Source organism: Sneathiella litorea (assembly GCF_009882915.1).
GTDB classification, from domain to species: domain Bacteria; phylum Pseudomonadota; class Alphaproteobacteria; order Sneathiellales; family Sneathiellaceae; genus Sneathiella; species Sneathiella litorea.
Genome location: NZ_WTUW01000002.1, coordinates 461,569 through 477,424 on the forward strand (window position 1 = coordinate 461,569; position 15,856 = coordinate 477,424).

Sequence of the window (15,856 nt, forward strand, 5' to 3'; positions counted from 1 at the left end):
CTGACCCACCACTGAGGGGAAAAGGGGGAGCATGCGAGTTATTTCTAATCCACATCGTGGAAAAGGACTGCCGGATCAGGAAGGGCTGGAGTGCGGATCAATTATTACCAATCCGCAATCAGCCATGGCCTTGATTGCCCAATGTCCTGTTGCCCATACAACACCTTTGCTATCCAAGCCAGAGATCGCCCACCAGCTTGGTATATCCCAACTTTATATTAAGGACGAGCGTAGCCGGATGGGGCTCGGCAGTTTCAAGGCCCTGGGCGCCGCTTTTGCCATCGCCAAACAAGCAACCGCACGCTGGGAGAAATGTCCCGAGATACCTATTGAATCTGTCCTAAAGGAGACAACATTCGTCTGTGCCAGTGCTGGAAATCATGGTCTTTCAATGGCTGCCGGAGCGCGTGTATTTGGCTCCACAGCAGTAGTGTATCTTTCCGAATCCGTGCCAGACAGTTTTGCCGACAAGTTAAAATCTAAAGGTGCTGTCGTAAAACGAGCGGGTGCCAATTACGAAGCCAGTATGGCTGCCGCTCGCAAGGCGGCCCACGATAATGGATGGCAGCTTCTGTCTGACAGCAGCTGGCTGGGTTACTCCAGCCCGGCTCGCGATGTCATGGAAGGCTACCTCATCATGGGCGCAGAGCTTAGCGGTCAAATAAAAGAGGCGCCAAGTCATATATTCCTGCAGGCCGGCGTGGGCGGTTTGGCGGCGGCCGCTGCGGCTATGAGCCGCCGTCTCTGGCAGCACGCCCCCAAGATTATCATAGTAGAACCTGAATCAGCACCTTGCCTGATTGATAGTATTGAAGCTGCCAAACCAATTCATGCCAAGGGCGAAGTTTCCAATATGGGGCGCTTGGATTGCAAAGAGCCCTCTCATCTCGCGCTGCGTTATCTGGCAGAGGAAGCTGATTATTTCATGACCATAAGTGATGAATTCGCAGACAAGACCTGCCGCTGGCTTGCCCAACATAATCTCGATTCCACACCTTCTGGTATCGCCGGACTTGCCGGCTTGAAAATGTTGAGGGAAGCCAACGATCTCACTAGTTTGGATGAAGAGGCATCTGTGCTTACTTTTCTTTCCGAAGAGGCAACGGACAATGCCTGATAGAAATTTAAGTGGAGATTTCCCAGTCGCCGAATTCGAAACTCGCCTCAAGAACGCTCATGCAGCCATGCATGCGGAAGGAATTGACGCCCTTTTTTTTAACAGTGAGGCTGAAATCAGATATTTTACCGGGTTTCGCACGCTTTTCTGGCAAAGCCCAACCCGCCCCTGGTTTCTGGTTATCCCTCGCGATCAAAAGCCCATCGCCATCATTCCTGAAATAGGCAGGGCATTAATGCGCGACACCTGGATTGATGACATTCGGTCCTGGTCTTCACCCCATGCCTTTGATGATGGAATTTCACTCCTGACAAGTGCCCTCAAACCCTATCAAACTATTGGTATGTTGATGGGACGAGAAAGCGCGCTCCGCATGCCTCTCCGGGATTTTATAATCCTTAAGGATAAACTGTCCGGTGCGGAATTTATCGATGCAAGCCCAACTGTACAGCGTTTGCGCATGGTTAAATCCTCCGAAGAGATCGAACTCATCGATGAGATCTGCGCCATCGCCTCAACAAGTTTCGAGAATGCCGCAAATCTGTTTCATGTCGGCATGCCGCTTGATGATGCTTTTCGGGCATTTCGGATGGATCTACTCGCTCGCGGTGCAGACGATGTTCCTTATCTCGTTGGCGGTGCGGGGCAGAACGGTTATTCAGATGTCATATCGCCACCAAGTGCGACACCGCTTCGCGAGGGAGACATCCTTATGCTGGATACCGGCGCGACCCTAAGGGGCTACTATTGCGACTTTGACAGGAATTACGCATTTGGACAAGCCAGCGACGACGCCAAAAGGGCGTATCGCAACCTGATTAAAGCGACCCAGGCCGCGCTTAAAATCGCTCGTCCGGGGAGCCGTTGTAAAGACCTGCATGCGGCCATGCAGAAAGTCATTAACCAGGAAGCCAACGATGTAGGACGCTTTGGACATGGGCTTGGCATGCAATTGACGGAGGCCCCTTCATTGATCCAGTTTGACGAAACGCTGCTTGAAGAAAATATGGTTATTACGCTCGAGCCCAGCCTATCGCTCGGGGATAATAAAATCATGATACATGAAGAAAACATCCTGATTCAAGATGGCCCACCACGTCATTTGTCCCGCTTGGCACCGGAGGAATTGCCAATTTTGTCGACCTGAGTCCCCAAGGAGACCCACATGAAACTCGCCTACAATCTCAAGGATCGCCGTGACGTAAAAGCAGTCCTTGGGCTGATTGTCCTGCAGGCGGATGAAACAATGGAAGATGAATTTCGCTCCGTGCTTAATGAGGACAACGTCCGACTCTATCATAGTCGAATTCCAAGCGGGGTTGATGTTACACCGCAAACCCTGATGCAGATGAAAGCAGATTTACCCGCAGCTGCTGCCCTACTCCCTGCTTCTGCAGAGTTTGACGTCATCGGCTACGGCTGTACATCCGGCGCAACTTTTATCGGTCCGCAAACCGTCTGCGACCTTGTGCAGGCATCTCATCCCGGAGCAGCCGTGACCGACCCAATCTCTGCCGTTGTCGCCGCATGTCGAAAGCTCAAGATTAAACGAATGGGCTTTATCACACCCTATGCTGCGGATGTTTCTGAAGCTATGCGCAAGCATTTGGAAAAGGAAGGGTTAAAAATTGCCGATTTCGCATCCTTCGAGCAGAAGGAAGAGGCTGTTGTTGCCAGGATCAGCGACAGCTCTGTCCTTCAGGCCCTGGTTGCGATGGGTGCGGATAAAACTCTCGACGGTCTGTTTGTGTCTTGCACCAATCTTAGAAGCTTTTCTATAATTGATGAAGCAGAACGTCTTACCGGCAAGCCAGTGATCACCAGTAATCAGGCTCTTTATTGGCATATGCTGACCCTCGCGGGGCTGCCCGTAGTTGGCGCCGGACCTGGTCGCCTGTTTTCAGCCTCGTCTCAGCATGACATGGTTTAGCGGAAATAAGATGGCAGAAAGTTGGAGCCACTTCGCGAGAGCCGTGTCACGTTGAATTTTAAATGCACTTCTTGATTTGAATTGTCGTTCTCAAACCGTCTCATTTTTTTATGGGTAAACTGAGCAACGTTGCGGTCGCGTCGCGTGAAAGCATGGGATAGCTGGACACTATCCCTATGATCAAGGACCTGCCAAAGACATTGAGTTTGCCAGTTTATGTTCACAAATACTTCGTCCTGACGCCAGAGCCAGTTAGAATGATCTTGAGACAGATAAGTAGATTTCTTCCGGATCTCTCTGACAATTAATGGGGCACATCTGCACCACCAACAGCGGCCTGTTTCATGGCAGTTATCGATGCCCTGCTCATAACTTGTCGTTCGGCACTTCGCCCGCAAAGAACGCATCCAGGTTATCCAGTGCCCGCGCTCCCATTGCGTCACGTGTCTGCACTGTCGCGCTGCCGATATGGGGCAGCATGAAGACATTCTCGAAGGCCGAGAAAGCGGGATTACCCCCCGGCTCCGTCGTGAAACAATCAAGACCTGCTGCATAGATCTTTCCTGACTTCAAGGCGTTGATAAGTGCCGGCTCATCGATAAGGGCACCTCGCGCGGTATTCACAATAACCGCGCCATCTGGAAGCCGGGCAATGCGCTCGGCATTAATCATGCCAGTGGTTTCCGGCGTTGCGGGGCAATGCAAGGACAGAAAATCAGCAACGGCCAGCAGGCTGTCCACGTCCTCGTGATATTGCGCGCCTTGCTCTCGTTCTTTTGGCAGCTGGCGCCTGTTGAAATAGTGGACCTCCATATCGAAGCCGCGCGCCTTTCTGGCCATGGCCTGACCGACGCGACCCATTCCAATGATGCCAAGGCGTTGGCCGGTAACCTGTTTGCCAACCATGAAGGATGGGCTCCAGAAATTCCACGCACCTGACCGCACAATCCGGTCGCCTTCAACCGCCCGCCGCGCCGCGCCGAGCATAAGCAGGAAGGCCGTTTCCGCCGTCGCATCGGAAAGCACGTCCGGGGTATTCGTCACAACAATGCCGCGCGCTTTCAGGGCATCGAGGTTGCAGTGATCAACACCGACGGAATGGTTCGCAATAATTTTGACGCGGGGATCAAGTCTCGCCGCCACGTCGGCCGTAAAAAGCTCCGAATGGCAGGGAAGGATTGCATCGACCTTGGCGCTCATCTCGACAATCTCGTCAGCACTATGCAGGCCGTCTTCATAATTGATGATGGCGTCATAGTCTTTCGCCGCCCGCTCCAGTGATTTATCGGAAAGCTTACGCGTAATCCAAAGAACTTGCTTTGCCGCCATGATTTTACTTCTTCCGCAGTGTTTCTTCCCAATAGTTATAGACAGCCATGGAGAGAACAAAGAGTGATACGATCCAGAACGGCAATCCTCCCCAGAAACCGGCAAACCCCTTGGAGATGCTAAAGGCGAGGCCAAGAACGAAGGTCGACACCAATGCTATGCCAATGAAACCAAGGATTTTTTTGCTTATACCCGACAGCATTACATGTCTCCCTATCCTGACGCCTGTTGCTCTTTTAACTTATTCTGCATCCAGTTGGCGGTCCTGAGCAAGCGATCATCCTGCTCTGTTCGCGCAACAAGTTGCACCCCAATCGGAAGGCCGGTTTCGCCAACCAGAAGGGGCAGGCTTACTGAGGGTAAGCCGCATAATGTCCAGATGGTTGAGAATACAGGATCTCCTGTACCGTCTGCAAATTCAGGCGCTTCGCCCGGTGCGCTTGCCGTGAGTACAGCATCGTAGTCATGAAAGAATATGTCAAAATACTCATTGGCAGAGACCATGAATTGAACCGCGTCCTCGTATTGGGCCGCGCTGATGGTCCGTCCATGTTCAATAATCTGTTGCAGCGCGGGGCTGATTTTCTCCCAGTATCCGCTAAACGTTTCCTTTAGGTGCAGACAGATTTCGTATTCATGGATAACCCGTTGTGCATTGATGAATCCATCAAAGGAAGCCGGAACTGAAACCTTTTCCACCCTGTCACCAAGCAGGGCCATGATTTCTTCCAGCCCCTCTCGCGCTGCCGGCGTCAGCCGGATATTGAAGGGCAGCTCAAGCCAGACAAATTCGGGGGCCACCGGGGGATCGGAACGACATCCTTCTAGCATTAGCGGCCGCGGCCTGGCGTAACTCAATTTGTCCGCCGGATCATATCCTTTTATGACGTCTGACAGTAGGGCAATATCATCCAGCGTCCGGCCAAATACGCCCACTTGATCAAGAGATTCTGAGGTCTGCAAAATGCCGCGACGCGAGATCATACCGCGCGTCGGCTTGAACCCATATGTTCCGCAGAAAGAGGCAGGACGAATGACCGACCCATTGGTCTGGGTGCCGATTGCCAGCGGAACCTGGAAAGCCGCGACGGCAGCAGCGGATCCGCTCGATGATCCACCCGGGGAATAAGCAATGTTATGCGGATTTCTGGTTTCAGCCGCCTGCACAAAAGCAAGCTCGGTCGTAACGGTTTTTCCAAGGATGATCGCTCCCTGATCTTTTAACCGTTCGACAATCGCGGCATCTTCAGTGGGTTGCCTTCCGGTGAAAATCGCCGTTCCCCGCTCAGTGAGGAAATCTCGAGTATCAACAATATCCTTGAGACCTACGGGAATGCCATGCAGGGCCCCAAGGGGTCTGCCAGCGCGGCGAATGTCGTCCATCTCTGCCGCCCGGGCCAAGGCATATTCAGTGTCCAGCTGGACCCAGGCCTTGATCTGCCCGTCAGTTTCCTTAATCCGGTTGAGGCATGCCCTTACAAGCTCCACCGACGTCAACCGTCCCTCACGTATCTTGCCTGCCGCGTCCAAGGCAGGCAGGACATTTGGCATTGATTGATCCATAACTGTCATCACGGGATATACTTCCCGAAAAGGTAGTCCGGCAACCACAAGGCAATGCCAGGGAACTGATACATGAGAACCATGCAAAGGATAACAATGCCGAGATAGGGAATAATACCCTTAAAAATCTCAACAAGCTGGATAGCGTTGCGCAAAACGCCCTTAAGATAATAGGCCGACATTGCCATCGGTGGGGTCAGGAAGGAAGTCTGTAAATTCAGCGCAACGAGCATGGCAAAAAAGTATGGATTAACCCCAAAAACATCCAGCATCGGCAAAAATATTGGTACGAAAATAATCAGGATTTCGGACCATTCGAGCGGCCAACCGAGAAGGAAAATGATTATTTGTGCCATAACCAAAAACTGCCAGGGCTCAAGATTCATACCGACAACCCAGTCGCTAATAAGATCATGTCCGCCAAGATAAGAAAAAACCGAGGCAAAGGTCCATGATCCGACAAATAGCCAACACACCATTGCCGTAGCCTTCGCCGTCAGAAATACACTTTCCTTTACCTTTTTCCAGGTCAGGGAACGATAAATTACGGCGAGCACGAGACCACCCAAAGCCCCCATCGCCGCAGCCTCTGCGGGCGTGGCAAGGCCACCCAGGATGGATCCCAGCACCAACATAATAAGGACTGTCAGTGGTACGAAGGAAACCAGAAGCCCCATATAAATCTGAACAGGCGGAGGGACATCCTCCTGTCGTGGTTTTGGCGCAATTGACGGGTTTATAAGAACACGGATAATGACATATGCCATATAAAGTCCGGCGAGAATTAAGCCAGGAAACACGGCCGCAGCATATAGCCGCAAAGGGGATAGTTCTGCAATTGCCGCATAGACAATCAGCATGATAGACGGCGGAATAAGTATACCGAGCGTGCCGCCGGCACAAATAACGCCAGCCGCAAACTCTTTTTTATAGTTGGCTTTGGCCATCGCGGGATAGGCAAGCAGTCCCATCAAGGTTACGACAGCGCCAACGATACCAGACGCTGTTGAAAAAACGGCGCATGTAATCAGAGCGGCAATCGCCATGGACCCGGGCAGGTTTCGCGCTGCCATTTGCAAGGAGTAGAAGAGTCGATCAACAATATTCGCCCGCTCAACGACATATCCCATAAATAGAAAAAGCGGGATCGCAACAAGTGTGTCGTTCTCCATCACCGAGTAGGTATTCTGATTTAGCAGATAAAAGATGTTGTTGCTGAACAGGTCGGAAAAGCTTTCGATGCCGCCCTGGAAATATGCGTAATAGCCGAACCCTACGCCCATTGCCAAAAGTGTGAAGGCGATCGGAAAGCCAAGCAGCACCATAAGGATAAACAGGCAGAGCATGAAAATGGCGACTTCAGGGTTTGTCATGGTCGTCTCTCACAATAAAAGCGAAGCAAACGGATGAACTCATAGTTTGTCTAGCTCGGGCTTATGCATCAACATGTCTTCTGTTTCGTGCACGTCTTCCAGCCGCTCCATCCATTTGCCTTGCTTAATTGCCTTCCAGCAGCGAACAATCTCCGCGACGCCTTGCAAAATTAACAAGAAGCCGGCCACAGGGATAAGCGTTTTGAAGAAGTAAATTTGGATGCGAGCGGGACTGTTCCAGCTCACTTCTTGATACCGCCAACTGTCGGCGGCAATTTCCGCGCCATACCAGAACAGGGCAAGTATTCCGGGAAAGAAAAACAGAATGTACAGGACAAAGTCAATTCGGGCCTGCCAACGTATGGGAAGCAGACGGTAAAGCACATCGCCGCGAACATGCGAATCCTGCGCGAGAGCATACGGTCCTGCCATCAGGAATAGTGCCCCGTACATCTGAACCATCACATCAAAAGCCCAGACCGTAGGAGAATTCAACACATAACGGACGAAAACCTCATAGGATACCGAAAAGGTCAGTATCATGATGCACCAGCCAAATGCTCTGCCTACCCAGAGGCTTAGTCCCTCAATCGTATAGACGAATTTTGTCATCGCACCCTATCCGCAACTTACTAAGCAAAACCGGGGACTATCTTATAGTCCCCGGGGCGTGTACCACTTACTCGCGTTTACGAGCCGAAGTAATGGTTATAGGCCAGCTTGTAATCCGGTTGATTCAGGTTCAAGTAACCCATGACGTTTTTGGCGTAGGCCATTTGTGACTCGACGACCTTTGCAAAGAAAGGATCTTCAGCGCTAATTCGCTCAATAACGACATCCCAGGCCGCGAGTTGAGCTGCCATGACATTATCCGGCGTCCGGTAAACTTTTACATCCTGCTCATCCCGGAGTTTATTGAGGTCATCTGCATACCGTTTCGTGTTGTGCCAATAAAAGTTTGAGTTTTCGGCCTCAGACGCATACTTCAATACAGCCTGTAGCTCCGCGGGAAGGCCTTCATATTTTTTCTTATTAAACGTAATTTCGAAGAATTCCTGAGACTGATGGAAAGACGCGAGATGATAGAATTTCGATACATCCTGCATGCCGAAATCGCGGTCAGATGTCGGATTATTGAATTCCGCGGCATCAATCAGACCGGCCTTCATCGCTGGTTGTATTTCACCGCCTGGAAGCTGCACAACAGACATCCCCATTTCCAGGAGAACGTCAGCTGCAAGACCAACGGTTCTATATTTCAGTCCCTTTAGCTGTGAGACATCCGTGATTTCCTGCTTAAACCATCCCATCGGCTGTGCAGGCATTGGGCTGTTAAAGAACGACACAACATTCAGGCCAAGATTACCCATTAATTCGTCGAATAATTCCTGTCCGCCGCCATAATTAACCCAACCGAGCACTTCCTGTGAGGACCAGCCAAAACATGGTCCGGTGCCGAACAATGACGCTGTCGGAGATTTTGAATACCAATAAGCCGGCACATAGTGAGCTGCGTCGAGCACTCCACGATGCACCGCATCTTGCATCTGACTGGTCTTAACAACCGAGTCAACAGGCAAAAGGTCGATTTTGATATCCTTGCCTGCCATGGCATGAACACGATCAACATATGATTGTGCATTTTCAAGAAAAATGCCGCCGCCCCATGAAGCTTGCATTTTCAATGTAACAGGTTCCGCTCGCGCTATTGCAGGTGCGGCGAGAGTTCCTGCTGTTGCGGCAGCCGCAAGGGCACTGCCTTTTAGAAACTTTCTGCGATCTACAGTCTTCTCAGTCATTTTCACCTCCCATGATAATGCCGTTACCTTATTTTTATCTAATATAAAATAGATCATCATTTACGACAGAATGCAAGCCGACTTTCTGGCGTTGCATTTCTTCACAAGAAAATTGCCGATATCGTCACATTAATTTTTGCAGAATAAACCCGGCGTTGTATTGCTCTTCTTGGATGTAAATGATCCCCTATCAGCGCCATCGCGCGCCCACCCACATAATTCAGCAAGCGGTCTGGATGTCGGATCAATTTATACTATTCTACCGAGACATAGACGTTCCCTTGTCGCCGCGAGGATTGCTTATTGTGCTGTAAGATGAATGCGACCTCGTCTCTGTTTGGCATAAAATGGCACAAACGTCCCGCCATTATGCCGCGCTAAAGCGTTGCCACTCTACCGGTGCGGCCCTATTTTTTTGCTTAGAGGCTAGTTGGTGAATAAATGACTATCCAGAAAATGTTCTTGACAATGCCGTCTTCAATTTAATGGGCCAAGGTCTCTTCATGCCCTCTTTTAAGGCGCGCTTTGTCCACCTTGCCTACCGGCAGCATCGGCAACTCGCTCTCGAATACAAAATGCTTAGGGATCTTGTAATTGGCCAGTCTTTTGGCGCACCATTCTTTAAGCGCGTCGGCTTCCAGCGCCACCCCATCTCTTGGAATAATATAGGCCCAACCAACCTCCGCATATAGTGGATCCGGAATCCCGACAACCGCAGCAAGTTGAACATCCGAGTGTTCCTCCAGCGCGAGTTCTACTTCACGCGGATAGACGTTGTAACCGCCGGACTTGAACATTTCGCTTATTCGGCCGACAAATTCTATGTTCCCGTCTTCCCTAAGCTTTGCAATATCTCCGGATCTAAACCAGCCATCATCTGTATAGGCTTCCGCTGTCGCCTCAGGTCTGTTGAAATATCCCCGCATACAAAATTCAGCACGCACCTGTATCTCTCCGCTTTCCCCTGCCTTGCACAGTGCCCCTGTCTCGTTCATGAGCCTCACTTCACCCGGGGGTGTCGGTGCGCCAATTGAATTGAACAAAACCTCCTGATTGTCCCCGGATTTTCGCGCATAGGTTACTGATCCACAGGTTTCCGTCATTCCGTAGGTGAGCCCAACATTACATTTTGATCGAAAGAGCTGGTTCACGAATTCCATCGGCATGGCCGCTCCGGAAAAGACGAACCATTGCAGGTTATCAAGCATTTCGGGAGAATATTCAGGCCGGCCCGCGATAATCTGAAACATCGTGGGCAGGATGTATAAAATATTGATTTTCTTATTCTTTATCGCGCCAATGAATTCATCGGGCAGGAACTTTTCTGTCAGAATGATTGTCCCCGCCCCCACAAAGGTATAGAGCGTCAGGAAATGCATTCCCCCGATATGATTAATGGGTAAAGGATTCAGAACACAAGGATAAGGGGTTACCGGAAACTGCTCATTCTGAGTGCGGCTTCGCTGAAGTAACTCTCGTTGACCCAACATGACGCCTTTTGGTTTGCCGCTTGAGCCAGACGTATAAACCAGAAGAGCTGGCGTTGATAATGGAACCGCCTCTATTGCTGCAGCAAATTTCTCTGTTTCTTGGACCTTGCGGCTTCCCTCAACCAGCCAGTCCGAAAATCCGACATCCCAGATGTCATCGGATTCCAACCCTACACTGCACCGAATTGATGAATGGGCGCGCAATAACTTCTGGGCATCTTCACGATAGTTTCGCCCTTCTAAAGTATCGATGCTGAAAAGCAGGCTCGGCTTTGCGTCCGAAACAATATAGTCCATTTCGTTCAATTGGTATTTCGGATTAAGCCCCAACCAGATAACGCCCAGCTTTGCAGCAGCGAGAAAAGTAATTAGTGCCTCCACCCGCGGCGGCGCCAAAACAGCAACGCGATCACCAGGTAGAATATTCGCTGCGTGCATGGCCCGGGCGCAAGCGTCAACGGCTTCCGCCAGCTCTGAATAGCTCAGTGACGACCGGGTATCACATACAGCCGTACGCGTTGGAAAACTTTTCGCATGGTGCTCGAGATAATCTCCAATGCGGAATTGATCGAAAAGGCCATTTTCCATTTTTATTTTCCTTTTGCAGTCTTCCCGACGGTTGCACCGCGTGCGGCATTTCCTTCCTGATCCGTCATGCAAACTAGCATTTCATCCATGTCGGCATAGCTGGTCGAGGCATTCAGGGCATTCGCATTTGTATTGACCGCCCGTTTGATAATGCGTACGGGCAAGCGCGGAACCTGCAAAGCCTCTTCCGCGAGATTTTGAGCCTTTTCAAGAGCTTCTCCAGGCGCAGAAATGGCATCCGCCAGACCCCAGCTTTCACATTCGGTAGCCATATGACGACGACAAAGTATGGATAGGGTTTTTGTTCTTGCGGGACCTATCAGATTATTCAGCCTTGGCAAGGTGGACCAGCCAAAGTTCAATCCAAGCTTAACTTCCGGCACATAGACCCATGCATCCGACGCCATTATCCGCCAATCGCAACTAACGGCAATGCCAAGGCCGCCGCCGACAGCGCCACCTTCGATCGCCGCGATTGTAAGCTGCGGTAGCTCCTCCCATTCTCGGCATAGCCTGGACCCCTCATAGGCCCATTGGCGAACGCGATTTATATCTGTTTCCCCTTCAATTTTTGAGAAGGTGGAAATATCGGCACCAGCCGAAAAGAACCCGCCCTTCCCGCTGAGAATGACCACCTGAACAGATGTATCTTTTCGCAGGCTCAGGGCTGCATCCATCAGCCCCTCTATGACATCATCATTGAAAGCATTGCGCGCTTCCGGGCGGCTAATCTGGACAATCGCCAACCCCGGTATTTCCTTTGAATATTCCAGACTTACAGCTTCCGATTTTGTCATTTTTTTATCTCCAGTATTATTTTTCCGGAATGTTTTCTTTTATTTAACGCCACATAGGCTTCATTGATTTTATTGATTGGAAGCACGAGGCCAGGCTTGGGGTGCAATCGTCCCTGTTCATAAAACGCGAAGAGCTGTTCAAAAGATTCCCGCGTTTCTAATGGGAAGCGAGATTGATAAGGCCCCCAATAAAACCCACACACATCTACATTTTTGACGAGAAGATGATTTGACGGAAGGCTCGCCGCACTGCCCGTCGCAAAACCAATCAATAACAACCGCCCTTCAAATTTGAGGCATCTTAAGGATTCCCGCGTGACGCCCCCACCGACCATATCCAGAACAATATCAATACCTTTTCCGTCCGTTGCCTCCATAATTTTCTGGCGCAATTGGGAAGGGTCGCTATCAAAGACAGCAGATGCACCAAGCCTGAGCAGGTCTTCCTGCCGCGACACTCCACCGGCAACGGCAATCACATTGGCACCAAGGGCAACTGCCAAATCCACTGCGGCACGCCCTACCCCACCGGCTGCACCGGTAATCAGGACGCTCTCCCCTTTTTGGAATCTGCCTCGGTGTAGAAGGCCGCAGTAAGCGGTTCCATATGCAATATAGAACCCAGCAGCTTCTTCTGCGGACATGCTTTTTGGAATTTTTATAGCCGTTCTTGCATCAACAGCAGCAATTTCCGCATATGCACCGGAAGGAACCTGACAGATAATCCTGTCACCAACCATAAAGCCTGAGACATCATCAGCCACTTCTATGACAGTGCCACAAAGTTCTGCACCGGGAATGAAGGGCAGGTCGAGCTTCTCCTGATACTCTCCCGACATAACCAGAGTATCGGCAAAATTAACACCCGCCGCCTGCACTTCGACAAGAAGCTGCCCAGGCCTCAACTGAGGTTCCGGAATATCCCTTAGTTCCAGTGAGCGTGGCCAACCGTAGCTATCGCATAAAATTCCTCGCATCATTGCCCCATCGTATTAGGCAGCCAAAGAATGATCTGCGGCATCAGGATCAAAGCCGTGATTAGAAGAAGGTGAGCGCAAACATGCGGCCAGACCCCGGAGAAAACCTCCTCTACCGGACGGCCGACCTTCTTCGCAACAATAAACACATTAAGACCCACCGGTGGCGTCACCATCCCCACTTCAGCCAGTAGAATAACCACGATGCCGAACCAGATTGGGTCAAAGCCGAGCTGCAGCACCACCGGCAAAGCAATCGGGATGGTCAAAATAAGGATAGATAGCTGATCCAAAAAGCAGCCAAGTATCAGGTAAAGGACCGCAAAAAAGAAGATTACCATATAGGGATGGAGATTATGGCTGACGACAAAATCCACAAGCGACTGGGTTATCTGCGTAATCGTGACAAAATATCCGAAGATATGGGCACAAATCACGATCAGACCTATCATGGCGGACGTAATGACCGTATTGAGCAATGCTGTTTTAAAGGCGGACCAGTTGAGTGTTCCGTTCATCATTGTGAAAAAGAATGCCCCCAAGGCCCCTAACGCTGAGGCCTCGACCGGGGTTGCAATGCCAAGATAGATCAAACCTGTCACAAGCATGAACAAGCCAATGAATGGTCCTGCTACTCTCAGGGATCTAAACTTCTCCGCCCAGCTGTAAGATTGCGACTTGCGCGCCAATGAAGGCTTCAGGAATAACAACAACCAAATAGTCAATATTACCACAAGGGTTACCAGCAAGCCGGGAATTATGCCTGCCACAAGCAGCGCCGCAACACTTGTGCCGCTAAGCAGGCCATAGAAGATAATCGCCACACTCGGCGGGATCAGCATGGCTAGAGTTCCAGAAATGGAGACAATGCCGCTGGCGAAGCTGGGTTCATACCCTTCCTTTACCATGGCGGGAATACTAGTGGTGGAGAGTGTTGCCGCCGCAGCAGTACTGGATCCGGAAATTGCCCCGAATGCAGCACCGGTCAGTGCTGTGGAGATGCCCAGGCCGCCGGGAACGCGGCCAGTCCATCGGGCGATACATTCAAACAGGGAATTCGACACGCCGCTCACGATCATGAATTCCGCCATCAGCAGAAACATTGGAATCGTCAGAAACTCGTAACTACTAAGTGCAGAAGACGGTGCTGTCAGCAGGATACCGTTTACCAAGGTAACGCCACCGACAAGAAATAGCCCTATACTGCCCGAGATGACGAGACAAAAGGCAACTGGACAGCCTACAGCCAGCAGAAGAAGCAGGACCCCGACGGGAAGTGCAATTTCCATCTACAGTTCCTCCGTCAAATGTTCGTGGACAGGGTCCAGCTCCACCGAGGGTATCAAGGAGCAAAGTACAGAATGAAAACAGCGCAAGGACAGTAACGCCATGCCGAGCGGGATGATCAGTTTCGATGGCCAGATCGGCCAGTTCAACGTCCCGAACATAACCTCATTGGCAACCCAAGCATCCCATGCAACTGCTGCAGTGATAATCGTAATATAAAGAAAGATCGCCCCAGCTGCGAGACTGGTAATCAATGAGGAATAACCGCGAATTGGTTTCGGTAGCCAGCGCGCAAAAAAATCTACATTGATATGATTATTGCTGCGCAGCGTGAAGGAAAAGCCGAAGATAAACGCCGCCGGCAATAAATAGAGCATTGTCACATCATACACCCACGATAAAGGTGAATTCAGCGCATAACGCAATCCCACATCGAGCGATGTAAGAAGCATCATTATGGCAACGGAAGCGGCTGCTGCGCCGGCAAGCAGATAATCAAGGCGCAGCAGACAGCGATCCAGCCATAAAATGGCTGCTTTTGCAAACATCAGTTCGCGCTAACTTGCTTCTGAAATGCTTGAAGGACATCGTTGCCGGGCATGTTAAGGCCATCCACCCGATCAGCCCAGGCCTTGTGAACACCTGCAAGTGCTTCATTCAATTTGGCGAGCTCACCATCATCCATTGTATTTGGAGTAATGCCATCATTCGTCAATTCTTCAATGACTTTCGGCTCCTTGGCATCGATATATTCGCAATGTGTTTTGGTGGCGAAGTTTCCGGCTTCAACTAACGCCTTCTGCTGTTCCGAAGACAAGGATTCCCATGCGCGATCGCTGATCGCATATACCGTAATGAAGCTGCCGAGGCTTACATCGGTCGTCATATGCTTCAGCACGGTTTGTATGTCGAAAACCTTGACGCTTTGCAGGGGCGCCAGAGTTCCGTCCAGAGTACCACGGGTCATTGATGGGAGGATGTCTGGCCCCGGCATCCGGACGGAAACGGAGTTCAAGGTATTGGCTGTCATATCCATAGCACCACCTGCGGTGCGGATTTTAAGCCCCTCGAAATCTTCAACTTTTGAAACTTTCTTGTTTACGGTCAATACTTTGTAAGGCGCATATGCAGCTGAAACCAGTACACGCACACCCTTCGGCGTAAATTCGTTCTCGGCAAGAATCCCGCCACCTGTTGCCAAGGCGGCAAATGCTTCGGTGCCCTCACAGGCCGTACTGAACATTGCGGGAAGTTCCGCAACGCTGCTGAGAACAAACTTATCCGAGATATATGCAGGAGAAATATCGGCAATATCGGCAACACCGGTCTGAACCAATGTCAACGCATCCTTACCCTTTCCAAGCTGTTCGCCGGGGAAATATTGAATATCGATCTGACCGCCAGAGAGCTCCTTTGCCTTGCCCATAAAGGGTTCCGCCATATTCTTAACCGTATAATGGCTCGGCGGCATCCAGTCCGCGAATTTCAGCGTTACTTTCTCTGCAGCTTGTGCCCCGCCGGCTAATGCACTTGCGATCATGAATGCCGCAATAGTCGAAACAGATGTGGATTTTTTTATTAACTGGTGCACTGCTCTCTCCTTGTT

General features: G+C 50.8%; 15 protein-coding genes. 3 read left to right on the forward strand and 12 right to left on the reverse strand.

The annotated features are described in order from the left end of the window. Nucleotides 1–31: 31 nt before the first annotated feature. The 3 genes from GQE98_RS08480 to GQE98_RS08490 are packed head-to-tail and all read left to right on the forward strand — an operon-like array spanning nt 32 to nt 3,047. Nucleotides 32–1,117, forward strand: a complete 1,086-nt coding sequence (locus GQE98_RS08480; RefSeq protein WP_161315228.1) for a diaminopropionate ammonia-lyase — start codon at nt 32–34, stop codon at nt 1,115–1,117. Beyond that, complete coding sequence (locus tag GQE98_RS08485) at nt 1,110–2,264, forward strand: M24 family metallopeptidase (protein ID WP_161315229.1); 1,155 nt, start codon at nt 1,110–1,112, stop codon at nt 2,262–2,264. Before GQE98_RS08480 ends, GQE98_RS08485 begins: the two co-directional genes overlap by 8 nt. An 18-nt stretch (nt 2,265–2,282) precedes the next feature. Further along, a complete protein-coding gene (locus tag GQE98_RS08490; protein WP_161315230.1) occupies nt 2,283–3,047 on the forward strand; it encodes a maleate cis-trans isomerase family protein in 765 nt (254 codons plus the stop codon). A gap of 366 nt (nt 3,048–3,413) precedes the next feature. On the opposite strand, the gene GQE98_RS08495 is transcribed toward GQE98_RS08490, so the two are convergent. From GQE98_RS08495 to GQE98_RS08550, 12 genes are all read right to left on the reverse strand, one after another. Next, the gene (locus tag GQE98_RS08495; protein ID WP_161315231.1) at nt 3,414–4,376 is read right to left on the reverse strand and encodes a 2-hydroxyacid dehydrogenase; all 963 of its coding nucleotides are present in this window, start codon (nt 4,374–4,376) and stop codon (nt 3,414–3,416) included. 4 nt (nt 4,377–4,380) lie between these two features. Further along, the gene (locus GQE98_RS08500) at nt 4,381–4,578 is read right to left on the reverse strand and encodes a hypothetical protein (protein WP_202526170.1); all 198 of its coding nucleotides are present in this window, start codon (nt 4,576–4,578) and stop codon (nt 4,381–4,383) included. A gap of 11 nt (nt 4,579–4,589) precedes the next feature. Continuing rightward, nucleotides 4,590–5,948: an amidase gene (locus GQE98_RS08505; RefSeq protein ID WP_202526171.1), complete on the reverse strand. Its 1,359-nt coding sequence runs from the start codon at nt 5,946–5,948 to the stop codon at nt 4,590–4,592. Beyond that, nucleotides 5,948–7,312, reverse strand: coding sequence for a TRAP transporter large permease (locus GQE98_RS08510; protein ID WP_161315232.1), 1,365 nt, complete (start codon nt 7,310–7,312; stop codon nt 5,948–5,950). Before GQE98_RS08510 ends, GQE98_RS08505 begins: the two co-directional genes overlap by 1 nt. A 39-nt stretch (nt 7,313–7,351) precedes the next feature. After that, complete coding sequence (locus tag GQE98_RS08515; RefSeq protein ID WP_161315233.1) at nt 7,352–7,924, reverse strand: TRAP transporter small permease subunit; 573 nt, start codon at nt 7,922–7,924, stop codon at nt 7,352–7,354. Nucleotides 7,925–8,001: 77 nt separating this feature from the next. Beyond that, entirely contained in the window at nt 8,002–9,111 is a 1,110-nt protein-coding gene (locus GQE98_RS08520) for a TRAP transporter substrate-binding protein (RefSeq protein WP_161315234.1), read from the reverse strand. Nucleotides 9,112–9,593: 482 nt separating this feature from the next. Beyond that, nucleotides 9,594–11,189, reverse strand: coding sequence for a class I adenylate-forming enzyme family protein (locus GQE98_RS08525; RefSeq protein WP_161315235.1), 1,596 nt, complete (start codon nt 11,187–11,189; stop codon nt 9,594–9,596). Between the two features lie 2 nt (nt 11,190–11,191). Further along, a complete protein-coding gene (locus GQE98_RS08530) occupies nt 11,192–11,986 on the reverse strand; it encodes an enoyl-CoA hydratase/isomerase family protein (protein ID WP_161315236.1) in 795 nt (264 codons plus the stop codon). Next, nucleotides 11,983–12,966, reverse strand: a complete 984-nt coding sequence (locus GQE98_RS08535) for an NADPH:quinone oxidoreductase family protein (RefSeq protein WP_161315237.1) — start codon at nt 12,964–12,966, stop codon at nt 11,983–11,985. Before GQE98_RS08535 ends, GQE98_RS08530 begins: the two co-directional genes overlap by 4 nt. After that, on the reverse strand, nt 12,963–14,252 hold the full coding sequence (locus GQE98_RS08540; protein WP_161315238.1) for a TRAP transporter large permease: 1,290 nt from the start codon (nt 14,250–14,252) through the stop codon (nt 12,963–12,965). Before GQE98_RS08540 ends, GQE98_RS08535 begins: the two co-directional genes overlap by 4 nt. Then, nucleotides 14,253–14,798: a TRAP transporter small permease gene (locus GQE98_RS08545; RefSeq protein ID WP_161315239.1), complete on the reverse strand. Its 546-nt coding sequence runs from the start codon at nt 14,796–14,798 to the stop codon at nt 14,253–14,255. It lies immediately after the preceding gene. After that, on the reverse strand, nt 14,798–15,841 hold the full coding sequence (locus tag GQE98_RS08550; RefSeq protein WP_161315240.1) for a TRAP transporter substrate-binding protein DctP: 1,044 nt from the start codon (nt 15,839–15,841) through the stop codon (nt 14,798–14,800). The genes GQE98_RS08545 and GQE98_RS08550 overlap by 1 nt, the downstream gene beginning before the upstream one ends. Nucleotides 15,842–15,856: the final 15 nt, after the last annotated feature.

What these genes read in the sequence shown, in the direction of transcription:
- GQE98_RS08510 (WP_161315232.1), bottom strand. Translation starts at nt 7,312, where the DNA reads ATGACAAACCCTGAAGTCGCCATTTTCATGCTCTGCCTGTTTATCCTT.
- GQE98_RS08530 (WP_161315236.1), bottom strand. Translation starts at nt 11,986, where the DNA reads ATGACAAAATCGGAAGCTGTAAGTCTGGAATATTCAAAGGAAATACCG.
- GQE98_RS08515 (WP_161315233.1), bottom strand. Translation starts at nt 7,924, where the DNA reads ATGACAAAATTCGTCTATACGATTGAGGGACTAAGCCTCTGGGTAGGC.
- GQE98_RS08500 (WP_202526170.1), bottom strand. Translation starts at nt 4,578, where the DNA reads ATGCTGTCGGGTATAAGCAAAAAAATCCTTGGTTTCATTGGCATAGCA.
- GQE98_RS08545 (WP_161315239.1), bottom strand. Translation starts at nt 14,798, where the DNA reads ATGTTTGCAAAAGCAGCCATTTTATGGCTGGATCGCTGTCTGCTGCGC.
- GQE98_RS08535 (WP_161315237.1), bottom strand. Translation starts at nt 12,966, where the DNA reads ATGATGCGAGGAATTTTATGCGATAGCTACGGTTGGCCACGCTCACTG.
- GQE98_RS08505 (WP_202526171.1), bottom strand. Translation starts at nt 5,948, where the DNA reads ATGACAGTTATGGATCAATCAATGCCAAATGTCCTGCCTGCCTTGGAC.
- GQE98_RS08490 (WP_161315230.1), top strand. Translation starts at nt 2,283, where the DNA reads ATGAAACTCGCCTACAATCTCAAGGATCGCCGTGACGTAAAAGCAGTC.
- GQE98_RS08520 (WP_161315234.1), bottom strand. Translation starts at nt 9,111, where the DNA reads ATGACTGAGAAGACTGTAGATCGCAGAAAGTTTCTAAAAGGCAGTGCC.
- GQE98_RS08480 (WP_161315228.1), top strand. Translation starts at nt 32, where the DNA reads ATGCGAGTTATTTCTAATCCACATCGTGGAAAAGGACTGCCGGATCAG.
- GQE98_RS08485 (WP_161315229.1), top strand. Translation starts at nt 1,110, where the DNA reads ATGCCTGATAGAAATTTAAGTGGAGATTTCCCAGTCGCCGAATTCGAA.
- GQE98_RS08540 (WP_161315238.1), bottom strand. Translation starts at nt 14,252, where the DNA reads ATGGAAATTGCACTTCCCGTCGGGGTCCTGCTTCTTCTGCTGGCTGTA.
- GQE98_RS08495 (WP_161315231.1), bottom strand. Translation starts at nt 4,376, where the DNA reads ATGGCGGCAAAGCAAGTTCTTTGGATTACGCGTAAGCTTTCCGATAAA.
- GQE98_RS08525 (WP_161315235.1), bottom strand. Translation starts at nt 11,189, where the DNA reads ATGGAAAATGGCCTTTTCGATCAATTCCGCATTGGAGATTATCTCGAG.